This is a genomic window from Streptomyces sp. NPDC001315, from assembly GCF_042896175.1.
Classification (GTDB): Bacteria; Actinomycetota; Actinomycetes; order Streptomycetales; family Streptomycetaceae; genus Streptomyces.
Genome location: NZ_JBIAWZ010000007.1, coordinates 22,163 through 38,509 on the forward strand (window position 1 = coordinate 22,163; position 16,347 = coordinate 38,509).

The window sequence follows — 16,347 nt, forward strand, 5'->3', positions numbered from 1 at the left end:
AGTTGTACGGTGGCCGGGGTGCAAACCTTCAAAAGGTGAGCACCCCGGTTTCTTTTGACCGGTCTCTTCTGCACCTGTGACCGGTCTTTGTTGTACGGGTGAAAGGACAGGGCATGACGATCAAGGACACTCCCGAGCAGTGGGAGATCCGGGCGACGGAGACCCCCTTCGTGGGCAACAAGACCTCCGTCCGCACCGACGACGTGGTCATGCCCGACGGCTCGGTGGTCCGCCGCGACTACCAGGTCCACCCCGGCTCGGTCGCCGTCCTCGCCCTCGACGAGGAGGGCCGCGTCCTGGTCATCAGGCAGTACCGCCACCCCGTGCGCCACAAGCTGTGGGAGATCCCGGCCGGCCTGCTCGACGTGCCCGGTGAGAACCCGCTGCACGCCGCCCAGCGCGAGCTGTACGAGGAGGCGCACGTCAAGGCCGAGGACTGGAGGGTCCTCACCGACGTCTACACCACGCCCGGCGGCTGCGACGAGGCCGTGCGCATCTTCCTCGCCCGCGACCTGTCCGAGGCCGAAGGACAGCGCTTCGAGGTGGAGGACGAGGAGGCAGACATGGAGCACGCGCGCGTGCCGGTCGAGGAACTCGTCCGGGGTGTCCTCGCGGGCGACCTGCACAACAACTGCCTCGTCGTCGGCGTCCTTTCGCTGGTCGCCGCCCAGCGGGGGGACGGGCTCGACGCCCTGAGGCCGGCCGAGGCGCCGTGGCCGGCGCGTCCCTTCGACGCCTGACACCGGTTCGGCGCCGGAAGCCACGCGCCCGGTGTGACCATCGCCTGATCCGATCGGGGGACCTCTCCGTCGTGCTCCGCCGTGCTCCGCCCGGAACGTCGCAGAGCGTGAACTAGGCTCTGGAAACGCCCGAACCGGAGACCCGGCGGGCTTGCGCGTGCGGTTGGACGGGAGTGTGGCCCGTGACGGATCAGGCGGTGGACACAGGCGGCGTGCAGCTGTCGGGACGCACGCCGATGGAGAGCCGTTTCCTGGGCCGCACAAGGGAGTTGAAGGAGCTGCGCGCCGACATCGAGCGTGCGGGCCTCGACACTCTTTCCGGAAGGAAGGCGCCACGCGCGCGCGTCCTGCTCATCGCGGGCAGACCCGGATCGGGACGCACGGCGCTCGCCGAGGAACTCGTACGAGAAGTCGCGGAGCGTTACGACGGTGTGCTGCGTGCCCGTCTCAGCGAGCCCGACGGCACGCCCGTGCCGGTGGAGCGCGCCGCCCGTGAGCTGCTCACCGCGCTGGACCGGCCGGCCCCGCCCGGCGCCGCCGAGGACGACCTGAGCGAGGCCCTGCGGACCGCCCTCGCCGACCGCAGGGTGCTGCTCCTGCTGGACGACGCGGCCGGCGCGGAGCAGGTCGACGCGCTGCTCCCGGACACCCCGGAATGCCTGGTGGTGGCCGTCGCCAGGGGCCCGCTGACCGGGATCGCGGACGTCCGCCCGTGCACCATCGGCGGCCTCGACACGAAGTCCGCACTGGAGCTGCTGACCCGCTACACCGGCTCGGTCCGCATCACGGTCGACCCGCGGGCCGCCGAGGGTCTGGTCGAGGTGTGCCGGGCCCAGCCCGCCGCGCTGACGCTGGCCGGCGGCTGGCTTGCGACCCGCCCCAAGGCGGCCGTCGCCGACCTCGCCAAGCAGCTGCACACGGACGGTGACGAGGGCACACCCCTCAGCCGGGTCTTCCGGCTCGTCCACGCCTCCCTGCCCGCCTCCGCCGCCCGGATACTGCGACTGCTCTCCCTCGCCCCGGCCGGCCTCATCGACCCGCACACCGCCTCCGCCCTGGCCGGCTGCTCGGTCAGCGGCGCCCGCGCCACCCTCGACGACCTCGTCGCCCTGGGCCTGCTGCGGCCCTTGGACTCGCCGCTGCCGCAGTACGAGGTCCCCGGCTGTCTGCACCCCCTGCTCGTGGCCCTCAGCGAGACCCACGACCGCCCCGCGGAGCTCCAGCTGGCCCGCGCCCGGATGCTGGAGCGCACGGTACGGCTGCTGCAGTCCTGCCGGGCGATCACCGAGACGGACAACCCCGAGGCGCGCGAGAAGCTCCAGGGCATGCCCAGCGCGCTGCGCTTCCCCAGCCCCAGGGCAGCCGCCGACTGGCTGACCGTCCGCAGACCCGCCCTGCTGGCCGCGGCCCGCCTCGCGGTCGCCGACGGGGAGCTGGACACGCTGGCCCGCCGCCTGATGTCCCAGCTGGTCAGAGCCATGGTCGCGCACTTCGGCACCCAGGCCGCCGCCCCCGACCTGTATGGCATCCACGGACTCGTCCTCGATGTGGCCGAGCGCCGCGCCCTGCCGCGCGAGAAGGCCGCGGCGCTGCTGAACCTCGCCGACGTGGACGCGCAGACCGGCCGCACGGTGGAGGCGCTGGCGCGGTATCGGGCGGCGCTGGACGCCGGACGTGAGGCGAACGACCCGTATGCGACCGGCCGCGCGATGGAATCCGTAGGTGGCGCGCACCTGGAGCTGGGGGACTACGACCGGGCCGCCGACTGGTTCGGCCGGGCCCTGGCCGAGCGCCTGGCCCGGGACGAGCGCGCCGACGCCGCCCGGCTGTACGGCCGTATCGCCACCGCGCACACCTACGCGGGCCGCTACGGCGAGGCGCTGCGCCACTGGCGGGTGGCGGCCTCCGGACACCGCAGGGACGGTGATGTGGCCGCCCAGGCAAGGGCGTTGAGCGAGCTGGCGCGCGTCCAGGAGTACGCGGGCCGGCCGGAGGAGTCGCTGCGCACCTGCCGGGAGGCGGTGGAGTGGGCGCGCCGCGCCGAGGACGTACGGCTGCAGGCCGCGCTCCAGCTGCGGCTGGCCGACACGCTGGAGCGTCTGGGCGACCCGGCGGCCGCCCGCCTGCACCGGGGGGCGGCGGAGCGCATGCTGGGAAATGAGCTCCCGGAGACCGATCCAGAGCCAGGACCATCGGAACACAGCGCTAACGCCTGCGAAATCCGTAGTACATCCGCTGGAGATTGATGCAATGAAAGGCTAGACAGCGGGAACACCTTCATTAGACTGGCTCTGCCGCACGTTCTCCTGCGGTGCATCCCCGTCTGCCCCTATGCATCCGGGTATGTGTTGCATTGCCCCACACCCTCTGAGCCAAGGACCGTGATCGACGTGAAGGTCGGCATCCCCCGCGAGGTCAAGAACAACGAGTTCCGGGTGGCCATCACCCCTGCCGGCGTGCACGAGCTGGTGCGCCACGGCCACCAGGTCGTCATCGAGCGAGGCGCCGGTGTCGGCTCGTCGATCACGGACGACGAGTACGTCGCCGCCGGTGGCCAGATCCTGGAGACGGCCGACGAGGTGTGGGCCGCCGCGGACCTGCTGCTGAAGGTCAAGGAGCCCATCGCCGAGGAGTACCACCGCCTCCGCAAGGACCAGACGCTCTTCACCTACCTGCACCTGGCCGCGTCCAAGGAGTGCACGGACGCCCTCCTGGAGTCCGGTACCACGGCGATCGCGTACGAGACGGTCGAGCTCCCGGGCCGCGGGCTGCCGCTCCTCGCCCCGATGTCCGAGGTCGCGGGCCGGCTGGCCCCGCAGGTCGGCGCCTACCACCTGATGCGTCCGGCAGGCGGCCGCGGTGTGCTGCCGGGCGGCGTCCCGGGCGTGACCCCGGCCAAGGCCGTCGTCATCGGCGGTGGCGTCTCCGGCTGGAACGCCGTCCAGATCGCCGTCGGCATGGGCTTCGACGTGACCCTGCTGGACCGCGACATCAACAAGCTGCGCGAGGCCGACAAGGTCTTCGGCAGCAAGGTCAAGGCGATCATGTCCAACTCCTTCGAGCTGGAGAAGGCCGTCCTCGACGCCGACCTCGTCATCGGCGCGGTGCTCATCCCGGGCGCCAAGGCCCCGAAGCTGGTCACCAATGAGCTCGTCTCCCGGATGAAGCCGGGAAGTGTCCTTGTCGACATCGCGATCGACCAGGGCGGCTGCTTCGAGGACTCGCGTCCCACCACCCACGCCGAGCCGACCTTCCGGGTCCACAACTCGGTCTTCTACTGCGTCGCCAACATGCCCGGCGCGGTGCCGAACACCTCCACCAACGCCCTCACCAACGCCACGCTGCCCTACATCGTGTCGCTGGCCGACAACGGCTGGGTCGAGGCGCTGCGCCGCGACGCCGCGCTGGCCAGGGGCCTCAACACCCATGACGGCCAGGTCGTTTACCGCGAGGTCGCCGAAGCGCACGGCCTGCAGCACGTCGAGCTCGACGCGCTGCTCGGCTAAGTCACCAAACGGTAAAAGCGATACGTCAATACGAATCGTCAACGCCGCGCACCCGGCCGGACCTTGCACGACAAGGTCCGGCCGGATGTGTGTATGGTCACTTTGCGGCTCTCGGTCAACTCGCCTCGAACGTAACCCTTGAACCGATTCGTACACCGGTGAAACCTGCTGTGCGACGGCCGTACGCCCTTGACAGAGGGATGTTTCATTGCCGACACATCCTGCCGGGTCCGGCGGATTGTGTTGCTGCGGACCGCCGACACGCCATAGAGTCGCCAACCGTCGGCATGGTGTCACGCTGACCTGTCTAGAAGTTTCCTGGTCACCAAGGAGGTAAGACGACTTGTGAATGAGTCGACATTTTCTCCCGGGGGTGGTCAACCAGGAATGCCTGTCCGGGGCCAGGGCCCCGGGGGGTTCGAGGCTGTCGGCTCTGTCGCTGTGCGCACCTTCGCAGCCCACCAGAGTCACCAGCCCCCGAGGGTGACTCAGCCAGCACCCCAGAGCATGGATGGCCATCACGTGAACGCCATGGCCGGCGACGGAAGTGGCGCGCCCCGCAACCACTTCGCCGACTACGACGAACTGCCCGAAGGGCACTTCTACGACCCCGACGCCGAGTACGAGCCCGACCCCGAGTACGCGGCCACGCTCGCTCCCGACGCTGCCCGTCAGCGTCGCGAGCGCATCGGCCCGACCGGACGGCCGCTGCCGTACTTCCCGATCCCGGGACCGCTGACCAGTCACGGCCCCGCGACGATCATCGCGATGTGCAACCAGAAGGGCGGCGTCGGCAAGACGACGTCGACCATCAACCTGGGTGCCGCGCTCGCGGAGTACGGCCGTCGAGTGCTGCTCGTGGACTTCGACCCGCAGGGCGCGCTGTCGGTCGGTCTCGGCGTCAACCCGATGGAGCTCGACCTCACCGTCTACAACCTGCTCATGGAGCGGGGCATGGCGGCGGACGAGGTGCTCCTGAAGACGGCGGTCCCGAACATGGACCTGCTGCCCAGCAACATCGACCTGTCGGCCGCAGAGGTCCAGCTCGTGAGCGAGGTCGCGCGCGAGTCGACGCTCCAGCGGGCGCTGAAGCCGCTGCTGCCCGACTACGACTACATCGTGATCGACTGTCAGCCCTCGCTCGGCCTGCTCACGGTCAACGCCCTGACGGCCGCGCACAAGGTGATCGTGCCGCTCGAGTGCGAGTTCTTCGCCCTCCGCGGTGTGGCGCTGCTGACGGAGACCATCGAGAAGGTCCAGGAACGGCTCAACCCGGAACTGGAGCTCGACGGGATCCTCGCCACGATGTACGACTCGCGCACCGTGCACAGCCGTGAGGTGCTCGCGCGTGTCGTCGAGGCCTTCGACGACCACGTCTACCACACGGTCATCGGGCGCACGGTCCGCTTCCCGGAGACCACGGTCGCCGGTGAGCCGATCACCACGTACGCCTCCAACTCCGTCGGTGCCGCCGCCTACCGCCAGCTCGCCAGGGAGGTGCTCGCCCGGTGTCACGCCGAGTGAGTCTGCCGGGGGCCGACGAACTGTTCCGTACGACAGGGGGAATGGCGCTCCAGCCGTCCACTCCCCGGCGCCCGGCCAACGGCGAGGCCCGGGTGCCGGCTCCGGCGGGGGAGAGCGACCCGACGGCCGCCGCCCCGGCGGAGGACGCGCCGCAGTCGGTGCCCGCGCAGGGCGGCGACGGCGAGGGCGCCGAGCACGTGGCAGCCGACGCGGAGTCGGTCGACGCGGGGGAGTCCCGCATCCGGGCCGCCGCCGCGGAGCGCTCCGCGCGGCGTGGGGCGGCGCAGGAAGGTTCTGCCGACGCACAGGCGCAGCCGCGCAAGCGCGGGCGGTCCCCCGCACGGCGGCCCAGCGGACGTGAGCGGCACGATGAGAAGATCACGGTGTACGTGTCCGCCGAGGAGCTCATGGACCTGGAGCACGCACGTCTCGTGCTCCGCGGTGAGCACGGGCTGGCCGTCGACCGCGGGCGGATCGTCCGCGAGGCGGTCGCCGTGGTGCTGGCCGACCTGGAGTCCCGCGGGGACGCGAGCATCCTCGTGCGTCGGCTGCGCGGGCGGTAGCGGTAGCCTGCGGGGGCCATGACCTCGAACGACGCTCCCGTCCCCGGCCCATCCGCCGGCCGTCGGCGTGCGCTGGGCCGGGGGCCGGGTGGGGCCGCGGCGCCTGCGGCAGCCCAGGATGCGGCAGCAGCTACGGAGCCGGCGCCCGAGGTCGTCGCACTGGAGCCGGAGCCCCAGCCGGAGTCGGCGCCCGAGGCCCTCGCACCGGAGCCCGAGCCGGAGTCGGCGCCCGAGACCCTCGCACCGGAGCCCGAGCCGGAACCGGCGCCCGAGGTCCCTCCTGGGGAGCCCGGCCCTGCCGAACCCCGGGATTCCGTCGACGGCGTCTTCAAGGTCCGGCTCGCGAACTTCGAGGGTCCCTTCGACCTGCTGCTTCAGCTGATCTCCAAGCACAAGCTCGACGTCACCGAAGTGGCCCTGTCGAAGGTGACCGACGAGTTCATCGCGCACATCCGGGCGATGGGCCCGGACTGGGACCTCGACCAGACGACCGAGTTCCTCGTCGTGGCCGCCACGCTGCTCGACCTGAAGGCGGCCCGGCTGCTGCCCGCCGCCGAGGTGGAGGACGAGGCCGACCTGGCCCTGCTGGAGGCCCGTGACCTGCTGTTCGCGCGGTTGCTGCAATACCGGGCGTACAAGCAGATCGCCGACATCTTCAACCACCGGCTGGAGCAGGAAGCCCGCCGCTACCCCCGTACCGTCGGCCTGGAACCCCACCACGCCGAGCTGCTGCCCGAGGTCGTCATCAGCATCGGCCCGGAGGGGTTCGCCAAGCTCGCGGTCAAGGCGATGCAGCCCAGGGCCAAGCCGCAGGTGTATGTCGACCACATCCACGCACCCCTGGTCAGCGTGCAGGAGCAGGCCGGGATCGTGGTCGCGCGGCTGCGGGAGCTCGGTGAGGCCAGCTTCCGCGTGCTCGTCGAGGACGTCGACGACACCCTCACCGTCGTGGCGCGCTTCCTGGCGCTGCTGGAGCTGTACCGGGAGAAGGCCGTCGCCCTGGAGCAGGAGGACGCCCTCGGTGAGCTGCTCGTGCGCTGGACCGGCGGGGACGGGGGAGAGGCCCCGAAGGTCACCGACGAGTTCGACCGGCCGCCCGAGACACCCAAGGAGGAGAAGAAGGCGTGAGCGAGACCACCGACGTACCGGCCGGGCTGCGTACCGTCGCCGACCTCGACCTCAAGCCGGCGCTGGAGGCCGTCCTCATGGTCGTGGACGAGCCCGCGACCGAGGAACACCTCGCCAAGATCCTCCAGCGGCCCAGGCGGCAGATCGGGGACGCGCTGCGCGAGCTGGCCGACGAGTACACCGTGCAGGGGCGCGGCTTCGAGCTGCGGCTCATCGCGGGCGGCTGGCGCTTCTACACCCGACCCGAGTACGCGGCGGCCGTGGAGGGCTTCGTCCTGGACGGCCAGCAGGCCCGGCTCACGCAGGCGGCGCTGGAGACCCTCGCCGTGGTCGCCTACCGCCAGCCGGTCAGCCGCAGCCGGGTCTCGGCGGTCCGCGGAGTGAACTGCGACGGGGTCATGCGCACCCTGCTCCAGCGCGGTCTCGTCGAGGAGGCGGGCACGGAACCCGAAACAGGTGCGATCCTGTACGTGACGACGAACTACTTCCTGGAGCGGATGGGCCTGCGCGGTCTGGACGAGCTCCCGGAGCTCGCGCCCTTCCTCCCGGAGGCGGCGGCGATCGAGGCCGAGACCCAGGAAGGGGTTCCGTCGTTCGACCCGGACGCGCCCGACGCGTCCGGCGCAGACGATCACACGACGACGACGGAACTTTGATGCGAAGCAGCGGCAGCGGTAGCGGCAAGAGCGGCGGGCGGGGTAACTACCGCGGCGCCGGCAACAGCAGGGACGACAAGCAGGGGCAGGGCCGCCCCCGCAAGCCCCGCCCCGAGGAGCGCCGCTACGACGTGGGCCCCGGCGCGACGAAGGACGGCCCGAAGGCCGGGCGCGGCGGCGCGGCGCGCGGCGGTGCCAAGGGCGGCCCCAAGCAGTCCCAGTCCCCGCAGGGCGGCCGCGGTCGTACGGCGCCCGCCCGCTCCCGCGAGTACGAGACGCGGGTCGAGGAGCGCAACCGGGAGCGGTACGCGGGCAAGAAGGACGTCAAGCTGCCCAAGACCTTCCCGGGCGCCGAGCAGGAGGGCGAGCGTCTGCAGAAGGTGCTCGCGCGCGCGGGCTACGGCTCCCGGCGCGCCTGCGAGGAGCTGATCGAGCAGGCGCGGGTCGAGGTCAACGGCGAGATCGTCCTCGAACAGGGCAAGCGGGTCGACCCGGAGCACGACGAGGTCAGGGTCGACGGTCTGACGGTCGCGACCCAGTCGTACCAGTTCTTCTCGCTGAACAAGCCCGCAGGTGTCGTCTCCACCATGGAGGACAACGAGGGCCGTCAGTGCCTCGGCGACTACGTGACCAACCGCGAGACGCGGCTCTTCCACGTCGGCCGGCTCGACACCGAGACCGAGGGCGTCATCCTGCTCACCAACCACGGTGAGCTGGCGCACCGCCTGACCCACCCCAAGTACGGCGTGAAGAAGGTCTACCTCGCGGCCATCGTCGGCCCGATCCCGCGCGACCTGGGCAAGAGGCTCAAGGACGGCATCCAGCTGGAGGACGGGTACGCGCGCGCGGACCACTTCCGGGTCGTCGAGCAGACCGGCAAGAACTACCTGGTCGAGGTGACCCTGCACGAGGGCCGCAAGCACATCGTCCGCCGCATGCTGGCGGAGGCGGGCTTCCCCGTCGAGAAGCTGGTGCGCGTCGCCTTCGGGCCGATCACCCTGGGCGACCAGAAGTCGGGCTGGCTGCGGCGGCTGTCCAACACCGAGGTCGGCATGCTGATGAAGGAAGTCGACCTCTAGGACGATCCGGGACGACACCTGCTTGTCACGGACCACCACCCCCTTTTATAGTCGAGATGACTATTAAAAGGGGGTGGTGGTCGTGTCGGCATCGGGGGGTGCGTCAGGGGGTCGTACGCCCGACGGCTACGACAAGTACGCCTTCGAACCCTTCGCCGTCACCGCCGACCTCGCCGTCCTCACCATCCGCGACAGCGCGCTGCACGTGCTGCTCGTCGAGCGCGGGCAGGAGCCGTACGCCGGACACTGGGCGCTGCCCGGCGGCTTCGTGCTGCCCGACGAGTCCGCCGAGACGGCGGCCCGGCGCGAACTCGCCGAGGAGACCGGCCTGACGGACGTCTCCGGGCTGCACCTGGAGCAGCTGCGCACCTACAGCGAGCCCGACCGCGACCCCCGGATGCGGGTCGTGTCGGTCGCGTTCGCCGCGCTGCTCCCGGACGCGCCCGAGCCGCACGTCGGCGGCGACGCGGCCCAGGCCCGCTGGCTGCCGTACGACTCCGCCGAGCCGCTCGCCTTCGACCACGACCGGATCCTCGCCGACGCCCGCGACCGCGTCGGCGCCAAACTCGAGTACACCTGCCTCGCCACCGCCTTCTGCCCGCCCGAGTTCACGCTCGGCGAGTTGCAGCAGGTCTACGAGACGGTGTGGGGCACGGCCCTGGACCGGCCCAACTTCCGGCGCAAGGTGCTCGCCACCCCCGGCTTCGTCGAACCCGTCCCGGGGGCCGCCCGCCTGACCGGCGGCCGCGGCAAACCGGCCGCGCTGTACCGGGCCGGCACCGCCGCCGCCCTCCATCCGCCCCTGCTTCGCACGCCTAGGGAAGGACGCCTCGCATGACCGCCACGACCACCGTCCGCAAGCGCGCCGCCACCGGAGCCCTGCTGGGCCTCGCGCTCGGGGACGCGCTGGGCTTCCCGACCGAGTTCATCGGAGTGCCGAAGATTCTGGACCGGTACGGGCCCTGGCGCGCGATGGAGCTTCCCACGCCCGCGCGCGTGTCCGACGACACCCAGATGACGCTGGCCGTGGGGCGTGGGCTGCGGACCGCCATGGACCGGGGGCTGCTCGCTCCGCAGGGCTTGGAGCAGTCGCTGCGAGAGGAGTTCGTGGACTGGTACCGCTCACCCGAGAACAACCGCGCGCCGGGGCGTACGTGTCTGGAGGCGTGCGGTCTCCTGCAGAGCGACCTTCCCTGGCAGGACGCCAGCCAGATCGGCTCCAAGGGCTGTGGCGCCAACATGCGCGTGGCGCCCATCGGGCTGGCGCCCGGCCTGAGCGACGAACAGCGCGCCGGCGCGGCCCAGTTGCAGTCCGCCCTCACGCACGGGCATCCGACGGCACTCGCCGCGTCCGACCTCACCGCGCACGCCGTACGGCTGCTCGCCCAGGGCGCCGAGCCGACCGGGCTCGTCGGACTGCTGCGCTCGTACGCCCTCGACAACCGCACGCATTACCACGAGCGCTGGCTCGGCGACCTGTGGACCCGCAGCCAGGACCCCACCCCCGAGCACTTCGTCGCGCGCGGCTGGGACGAGTGCCTGGCGGTCCTGGACCGGCTCCAGGAGGCCGTGCGCGCCGGCTCGCACGAGACCGACCCGTGCCTGGCCACCGGGGAAGGCTGGATCGCCGAGGAGGCCCTGGCGACCGGGCTGCTGTGCTTCCTGCTGTTCGTCGACGAGCCGCTGACCGCGCTGCGCCGTGCCGCGTGCAGCTCCGGCGACTCCGACTCGATCGCCTGCCTGACCGGCGCCTTCGCGGGCGCGTACCTGGGGGCCGACGCGTGGCCCACCCGGTGGGCGGACCGTATCGAGTACCAGGGCGAGCTGGTCACGCTCGGGGCGCTCTGGGACGCCTGACCGGGCGGGGCCGGTGATCAGACCAGGCGGATCGTGTCGCCCTCCACCGTGATCTTCTTCTCGGGCAGCGGCTGCGTCGCCGGGGGGTGGGCCACCGAGCCGTCCGTGATGCGGAACTTGCTGCCGTGGCAGTTGCAGTTGATCGTGCCGCCGGAGACGTTGGCGAGCGGGCACTGCCGGTGGGTGCAGATGTTGGAGAAGCCCTTGAACTCGTCCTTCTTCGGCTGGGTGACGACGACCTTGTCGGCCGGGAAGATCTTGCCGCCGCCGACCGGGATGTCACTGGTCTTCGCCAGTTCCTTGCCGACGGAGGCGGAGGCGGTGGCGGGGGAGCCGGACTCGTTGTTGTCGCCGGACTTGCCGCAGCCCGCGACGAACGCTGCCGCGCCCGTCGCCAGTACCGTGCGCCGCGTCGTGCCGTGGGTCATGTCGTCACTCCGAAGGTGCGAAGAAGCAAGGGACGGAGGCCGGCCGGACGACCGTGCGGACGGCGAACACCAGTCCGCCGTCGATCGGCAGCAACCAGCCGGGAAGTCGCTCCGAGCGGAGCAGCAGCATCTTGACACCGAAGGCATCGAAGACGAAGCAATTCAGCGCGGAGTGCCACAAAAGGCGCGTTTCCTACGCCTGACAGCCCAACGCGCACAAGCGGTGCACCGCGTACAGGCGGTGCACCGCGACCGGGACCGCCCCGAGGAACGCCACGCGGCGCCCGTCGTCTCACCGAGCGGGCGCCGCGCACCGGTCGCCCCGGGTCTGACTAGGCTTGATGGACGAAGCAGCGATCCGTGGCAGTCAGCAATCAGAGCAATCAGCACATCAGCGAGGAGCAGCGCCGTGGCGGTACGAGCGGTCCGGGGAGCCGTCCAACTGGAGCGGGACGAAGCCGGCCACATGAGTGAGCAGGTCGGTGCCCTGCTCACCGCCGTCCTGGAACGGAACGGCCTGGGCACGGACGACCTGATCAGCATCTGGTTCACGGCCACGCGGGACCTGCACAGCGACTTCCCGGCGGCCGCCGCCCGCAAGCTCGGCATCGTCGACGTGCCGCTGATCTGCGCCCAGGAACTGGACATCGCCGGCGCCATGCCCCGCGTGGTCCGCCTCCTCGCACACGTCGAGTCCGACCGGCCCCGGGCCGACATCGCGCACGTCTACCTCGGTGCCGCGGCCGCGCTGCGCAAGGACATCGCCCAGTGAGGACCGCGCTCGTCATCGGAACCGGGCTCATCGGTACGTCCGCCGCCCTCGCCCTCGTCCAGCGGGGCGTCGTCGTCCACCTGGCCGACCACGACCCGGAACAGGCCCGTACGGCGGCCGCGCTCGGCGCCGGCACGGACGAGGCGCCCGACGGGCCCGTCGACCTCGTGATCGTCGCCGCGCCGCCGGCCCACGTGGCCGGCGTGCTCGCGGACGCCATGCGCCGGGGCGTGGCCCGCGGCTACCTCGATGTGGCCAGCGTCAAGGGCGGCCCGCGCCGCGAGCTGGAGGCGCTCGGCCTCGACCTGTCGTCCTACATCGGCAGTCACCCCATGTCCGGCCGCGAGAAGTCCGGCCCGCTGGCCGCGACCGCCGACCTCTTCGAGGGCCGCCCCTGGGTGCTCACGCCGACGCGGGACACCGACACCGAGGTGCTGAATCTCGCCCTGGAGCTGGTCTCGCACTGCCGGGCGGTGCCGGTGGTGATGGACGCCGACGCGCACGACCGTGCCGTGGCCCTCGTCTCCCACATGCCCCAGCTGGTCTCCAGCATGGTCGCCGCGCGCCTCGAGAACGCCGAGGAGGCGGCCGTACGGCTGTGCGGCGGGGGCATCCGGGACGTGACCCGGATCGCCGCGTCCGACCCCCGGATGTGGATCGACATCCTCTCCGCGAACCCGGGGCCGGTCGCCGACCTCCTCGCGGACGTCTCCGCCGACCTCGACGAGACGGTCCGGGCCCTGCGCGCCCTGCAGTCCTCCGACGAGGACAAGCGCCGTGAGGGCACCGCCGGCATCGAGGACGTCCTGCGCCGCGGCAACGCCGGCCAGGTCCGCGTCCCCGGCAAGCACGGGTCCGCTCCTCGGGTGTACGAGACGGTGGCCGTCCTCATCGACGACCAGCCCGGTCAGCTGGCCCGCATCTTCGCGGACGCGGGACGGGCCGGGATCAACGTCGAGGACGTACGCATCGAGCACGCGACGGGGCAGCAGGCCGGTCTGGTGCAGGTGATGGTGGAGCCGAAGTCGGCACCTGTTCTGACGGCGGCGCTGCGGGAGCGGGGCTGGGCGATCCGGCAGTAAAACGGCGTCCGGGGAGCCAGTAACCTTGTGCGGGGCACAGTCGCGGCCCCGCCCCACCACCCCGGTCCAGGAAGGTACCCCCACTGTGGAAAGCGTCCCGGCAGTGATTGTCGCCATCGACGGCCCCTCCGGCACGGGCAAGTCGAGCACGTCCAAGGCCGTGGCCGCACAGCTCGGCCTGAGCTACCTGGACACCGGCGCCCAGTACCGGGCGATCACCTGGTGGATGGTGAGCAACGGGATCGACATCACCGACCCCTCCGCGATCGCCGCCGTGGCCGGCAAGCCGGAGATAATCTCCGGCACCGACCCGGACAATCCGACGATCACGGTGGACGGCACCGACGTGGCCGGCCCGATCCGCACCCAGGAGGTCACCTCCAAGGTCAGCGCGGTCAGCGCGGTGCCCGAGGTGCGGGCCCGGATCACAGAGCTGCAGCGCTCCCTCGCCGCCTCGGCGGAGAGCGGCATCGTCGTCGAGGGCCGCGACATCGGCACGACCGTGCTTCCCGACGCCGACCTGAAGGTCTTCCTCACCGCCTCCCCGGAGGCCCGCGCCGCCCGCCGCAGCGGTGAGCTCAAGGGCGCGGACGTCCACGCCACCCGCGAGGCCCTGATCAAGCGGGACGCGGCCGACTCCAGCCGCAAGACCTCGCCGCTCGCCAAGGCGGACGACGCCGTCGAGGTGGACACCACCGATCTCACGCTCACGCAGGTCATCGAGTGCGTCGTCACCCTCGTCGAGGAGAAGCGGGCCGAGAAGTGAGCGCCCCGTCCGTCCCTTCCGTCAAGGGCGCCGAGGTCGGCAGACGCATCGGCGTCGGCCTGATGTACGGGCTGTGGAAGCCGCGCGTCCTGGGCGCCTGGAAGGTCCCCGTGACCGGCCCGGTGATCCTCGCGGTCAACCACTCCCACAACATCGACGGCCCGATGGTCATGGGCGTGGCGCCCCGGCCGACGCACTTCCTGATCAAGAAGGAGGCGTTCGTCGGCCCGCTCGACCCGTTCCTGCTCGGCATCGGGCAGGTGAAGGTCGACCGTGAGACCACCGACCGCACCGCGATCACCCAGGCCCTCGGCGTCCTGGACAACGGCGGCGTCCTCGGCATCTTCCCGGAGGGCACCCGGGGCGAGGGCGACTTCGCCTCCCTGCGCGCCGGGCTCGCGTACTTCGCGGTCCGCAGCGGGGCCCCGATCGTCCCGGTCGCGGTCCTGGGAAGCTCTGAGAAGAGCAGTCGGTTGACAAAGGCGCTGCCCCCGCTGCGTTCCCGCGTCGACGTCGTCTTCGGCGACCCCTTCGAGGCGGGCGACGGAAGCGGGCGGCGTACCCGCAAGGCGCTGGACGAGGCGACCGAGCGCATCCAGAAGCAGCTCAGTGCCCACCTGGAAAACGCCAGGCGCCTGACCGGGCGCTAAGAGACACTTGAGTAGTGGATCACCCGATACGGGTGGTCCACCGATCACCACGATGAACGAGGTACGGACTTCATGAACGACCATATCCACTCCGAGGGCTCGGGCGAGGAGCACGACCACGGAGCACTTGGCGATGCCGAGTACGCGGAGTTCATGGAGCTCGCCGCGGTAGAGGGCTTCGACCTCGAGGAGGTCGAGGGCGCCATCGAGGAGGCCGGCCACGGCCCGCTGCCGGTGCTCGCCGTCGTCGGCCGCCCGAATGTCGGCAAGTCGACGCTGGTGAACCGCATCATCGGCCGCCGCGAGGCCGTCGTCGAGGACAAGCCCGGCGTCACCCGCGACCGCGTCACCTACGAGGCCGAGTGGGCGGGCCGCCGCTTCAAGGTCGTCGACACCGGCGGCTGGGAGCAGGACGTCCTCGGTATCGACGCCTCCGTGGCCGCCCAGGCCGAATACGCGATCGAGGCGGCCGACGCCGTCGTGTTCGTCGTCGACGCCAAGGTCGGCGCGACCGACACCGACGAGGCGGTCGTACGACTGCTGCGCAAGGCCGGCAAGCCCGTGGTGCTGTGCGCCAACAAGGTCGACGGCCCGAGCGGTGAGGCAGACGCCTCGTACCTGTGGTCCCTGGGCCTCGGCGAACCGCACCCCGTCTCGGCGCTGCACGGCCGCGGCACCGGAGACATGCTGGACGCCGTCCTGGAGGCACTGCCGGAGGCGCCCGAGCAGACCTTCGGCACGGCGGTCGGCGGCCCGCGCCGGATCGCCCTCATCGGCCGTCCGAACGTCGGCAAGTCCTCGCTGCTCAACAAGGTGGCGGGCGAGGAGCGCGTCGTCGTGAACGAGCTCGCGGGCACCACCCGTGACCCGGTCGACGAGCTGATCGAGCTGGGCGGTGTCACCTGGAAGTTCGTCGACACGGCGGGCATCCGCAAGCGCGTCCACCTCCAGCAGGGCGCCGACTACTACGCCTCGCTGCGCACGGCCGCGGCCGTCGAGAAGGCCGAAGTCGCCGTCATCCTGATCGACGCGTCGGAGAACATCTCCGTCCAGGACCAGCGCATCGTCACGATGGCCGTCGACGCGGGCCGCGCCATCGTCCTGGCCTTCAACAAGTGGGACACGCTCGACGAGGAGCGCCGCTACTACCTGGAGCGGGAGATCGAGACCGAGCTCGGCCAGGTCGCCTGGGCGCCGCGCGTCAACGTCTCGGCGCGCACCGGCCGGCACATGGAGAAGCTGGTCCCGGGAATCGAGACGGCGCTGGCGGGCTGGGAGACCCGGGTCCCCACGGGCCGCCTGAACGCGTTCCTCGGTGAGCTGGTCGCCGCCCACCCGCACCCCATCCGGGGCGGCAAGCAGCCCCGCATCCTCTTCGGCACCCAGGCGGGCACCAAGCCGCCGCGGTTCGTCCTCTTCGCCTCCGGCTTCATCGAGGCGGGCTACCGCCGCTTCATCGAGCGCCGGCTGCGCGAGGAGTTCGGCTTCGAGGGCACGCCGATCCACATCTCCGTGCGGGTGCGCGAGAAGCGCGGCGCGAAGCGGAAGTAGCACAGGCAGCAAAAGGGCGGCCCCGGTTTTCCCGGGGCCGCCCTT

At 71.4% G+C, this 16,347-nt stretch carries 16 protein-coding genes and 1 pseudogene; 15 read left to right on the plus strand and 2 right to left on the minus strand.

Translation table 11 applies throughout. The features are described 5' to 3' along the window. Positions 1-113: 113 nt before the first annotated feature. From ACFY16_RS20885 to ACFY16_RS20930, 10 genes are all read left to right on the plus strand, one after another. Positions 114-740, plus strand: coding sequence for an NUDIX domain-containing protein (locus ACFY16_RS20885; RefSeq protein WP_390648633.1), 627 nt, complete (start codon positions 114-116; stop codon positions 738-740). A 182-nt stretch (positions 741-922) separates the two neighbouring features. Further along, positions 923-2,986, plus strand: coding sequence for a tetratricopeptide repeat protein (locus tag ACFY16_RS20890; RefSeq protein ID WP_390648634.1), 2,064 nt, complete (start codon positions 923-925; stop codon positions 2,984-2,986). A 135-nt stretch (positions 2,987-3,121) separates the two neighbouring features. Then, the gene (gene ald / locus ACFY16_RS20895) at positions 3,122-4,246 is read left to right on the plus strand and encodes an alanine dehydrogenase (RefSeq protein WP_390648635.1); all 1,125 of its coding nucleotides are present in this window, start codon (positions 3,122-3,124) and stop codon (positions 4,244-4,246) included. Between the two features lie 387 nt (positions 4,247-4,633). Continuing rightward, entirely contained in the window at positions 4,634-5,770 is a 1,137-nt protein-coding gene (locus tag ACFY16_RS20900) for a ParA family protein (RefSeq protein WP_390648636.1), read from the plus strand. Further along, positions 5,755-6,333: a hypothetical protein gene (locus ACFY16_RS20905; RefSeq protein ID WP_390648637.1), complete on the plus strand. Its 579-nt coding sequence runs from the start codon at positions 5,755-5,757 to the stop codon at positions 6,331-6,333. The genes ACFY16_RS20900 and ACFY16_RS20905 overlap by 16 nt, the downstream gene beginning before the upstream one ends. Before the next feature lie 18 nt (positions 6,334-6,351). Next, positions 6,352-7,461: a segregation and condensation protein A gene (locus ACFY16_RS20910; RefSeq protein WP_390648638.1), complete on the plus strand. Its 1,110-nt coding sequence runs from the start codon at positions 6,352-6,354 to the stop codon at positions 7,459-7,461. Next, positions 7,458-8,117 (plus strand): SMC-Scp complex subunit ScpB, encoded by a 660-nt coding sequence (scpB, locus tag ACFY16_RS20915; protein WP_390648639.1) that lies wholly within the window; start codon positions 7,458-7,460, stop codon positions 8,115-8,117. Before ACFY16_RS20910 ends, scpB begins: the two co-directional genes overlap by 4 nt. Continuing rightward, positions 8,117-9,196 (plus strand): pseudouridine synthase, encoded by a 1,080-nt coding sequence (locus ACFY16_RS20920; RefSeq protein WP_390648640.1) that lies wholly within the window; start codon positions 8,117-8,119, stop codon positions 9,194-9,196. The genes scpB and ACFY16_RS20920 overlap by 1 nt, the downstream gene beginning before the upstream one ends. A gap of 82 nt (positions 9,197-9,278) precedes the next feature. Then, positions 9,279-10,034, plus strand: a complete 756-nt coding sequence (locus ACFY16_RS20925; protein WP_390648641.1) for an NUDIX domain-containing protein — start codon at positions 9,279-9,281, stop codon at positions 10,032-10,034. Beyond that, the gene (locus ACFY16_RS20930; RefSeq protein WP_390648642.1) at positions 10,031-11,053 is read left to right on the plus strand and encodes an ADP-ribosylglycohydrolase family protein; all 1,023 of its coding nucleotides are present in this window, start codon (positions 10,031-10,033) and stop codon (positions 11,051-11,053) included. The genes ACFY16_RS20925 and ACFY16_RS20930 overlap by 4 nt, the downstream gene beginning before the upstream one ends. Positions 11,054-11,070: 17 nt before the next feature. Here ACFY16_RS20930 and ACFY16_RS20935 read toward each other — a convergent pair whose 3' ends face one another. Then, positions 11,071-11,481: a Rieske (2Fe-2S) protein gene (locus tag ACFY16_RS20935; protein ID WP_390648643.1), complete on the minus strand. Its 411-nt coding sequence runs from the start codon at positions 11,479-11,481 to the stop codon at positions 11,071-11,073. Then, positions 11,478-11,761: pseudogene (locus ACFY16_RS20940) on the minus strand (DUF6529 family protein); the annotation flags it as partial. The pseudogene ACFY16_RS20940 and the gene ACFY16_RS20935, both read right to left, overlap by 4 nt. A 129-nt stretch (positions 11,762-11,890) precedes the next feature. On the opposite strand from ACFY16_RS20940, the gene aroH reads away from it, so the two are divergent. The 5 genes from aroH to der all read left to right on the plus strand — a co-directional run bounded on the left by aroH (position 11,891) and on the right by der (position 16,302). Then, complete coding sequence (gene aroH / locus ACFY16_RS20945) at positions 11,891-12,253, plus strand: chorismate mutase (RefSeq protein ID WP_390648644.1); 363 nt, start codon at positions 11,891-11,893, stop codon at positions 12,251-12,253. After that, on the plus strand, positions 12,250-13,335 hold the full coding sequence (locus tag ACFY16_RS20950; protein ID WP_390648645.1) for a prephenate dehydrogenase: 1,086 nt from the start codon (positions 12,250-12,252) through the stop codon (positions 13,333-13,335). Before aroH ends, ACFY16_RS20950 begins: the two co-directional genes overlap by 4 nt. Before the next feature lie 103 nt (positions 13,336-13,438). Further along, positions 13,439-14,101 (plus strand): (d)CMP kinase, encoded by a 663-nt coding sequence (gene cmk / locus ACFY16_RS20955; RefSeq protein ID WP_390648646.1) that lies wholly within the window; start codon positions 13,439-13,441, stop codon positions 14,099-14,101. Continuing rightward, positions 14,059-14,751 carry a lysophospholipid acyltransferase family protein gene (locus ACFY16_RS20960; RefSeq protein WP_390648647.1) on the plus strand — a complete coding sequence of 231 codons (693 nt, stop codon included), beginning with the start codon at positions 14,059-14,061 and terminating at the stop codon, positions 14,749-14,751. Before cmk ends, ACFY16_RS20960 begins: the two co-directional genes overlap by 43 nt. A 72-nt stretch (positions 14,752-14,823) precedes the next feature. Further along, complete coding sequence (gene der, locus ACFY16_RS20965; protein WP_390648648.1) at positions 14,824-16,302, plus strand: ribosome biogenesis GTPase Der; 1,479 nt, start codon at positions 14,824-14,826, stop codon at positions 16,300-16,302. Positions 16,303-16,347: the final 45 nt, after the last annotated feature.

Bases quoted from the DNA above. Each gene is read 5' to 3' on its own strand.
- ACFY16_RS20930 (WP_390648642.1), top strand. From the start codon at position 10,031: ATGACCGCCACGACCACCGTCCGCAAGCGCGCCGCCACCGGAGCCCTG.
- ACFY16_RS20900 (WP_390648636.1), top strand. From the start codon at position 4,634: ATGCCTGTCCGGGGCCAGGGCCCCGGGGGGTTCGAGGCTGTCGGCTCT.
- der (WP_390648648.1), top strand. From the start codon at position 14,824: ATGAACGACCATATCCACTCCGAGGGCTCGGGCGAGGAGCACGACCAC.
- ACFY16_RS20920 (WP_390648640.1), top strand. From the start codon at position 8,117: ATGCGAAGCAGCGGCAGCGGTAGCGGCAAGAGCGGCGGGCGGGGTAAC.
- ACFY16_RS20885 (WP_390648633.1), top strand. From the start codon at position 114: ATGACGATCAAGGACACTCCCGAGCAGTGGGAGATCCGGGCGACGGAG.
- ACFY16_RS20935 (WP_390648643.1), bottom strand. From the start codon at position 11,481: ATGACCCACGGCACGACGCGGCGCACGGTACTGGCGACGGGCGCGGCA.
- ACFY16_RS20910 (WP_390648638.1), top strand. From the start codon at position 6,352: ATGACCTCGAACGACGCTCCCGTCCCCGGCCCATCCGCCGGCCGTCGG.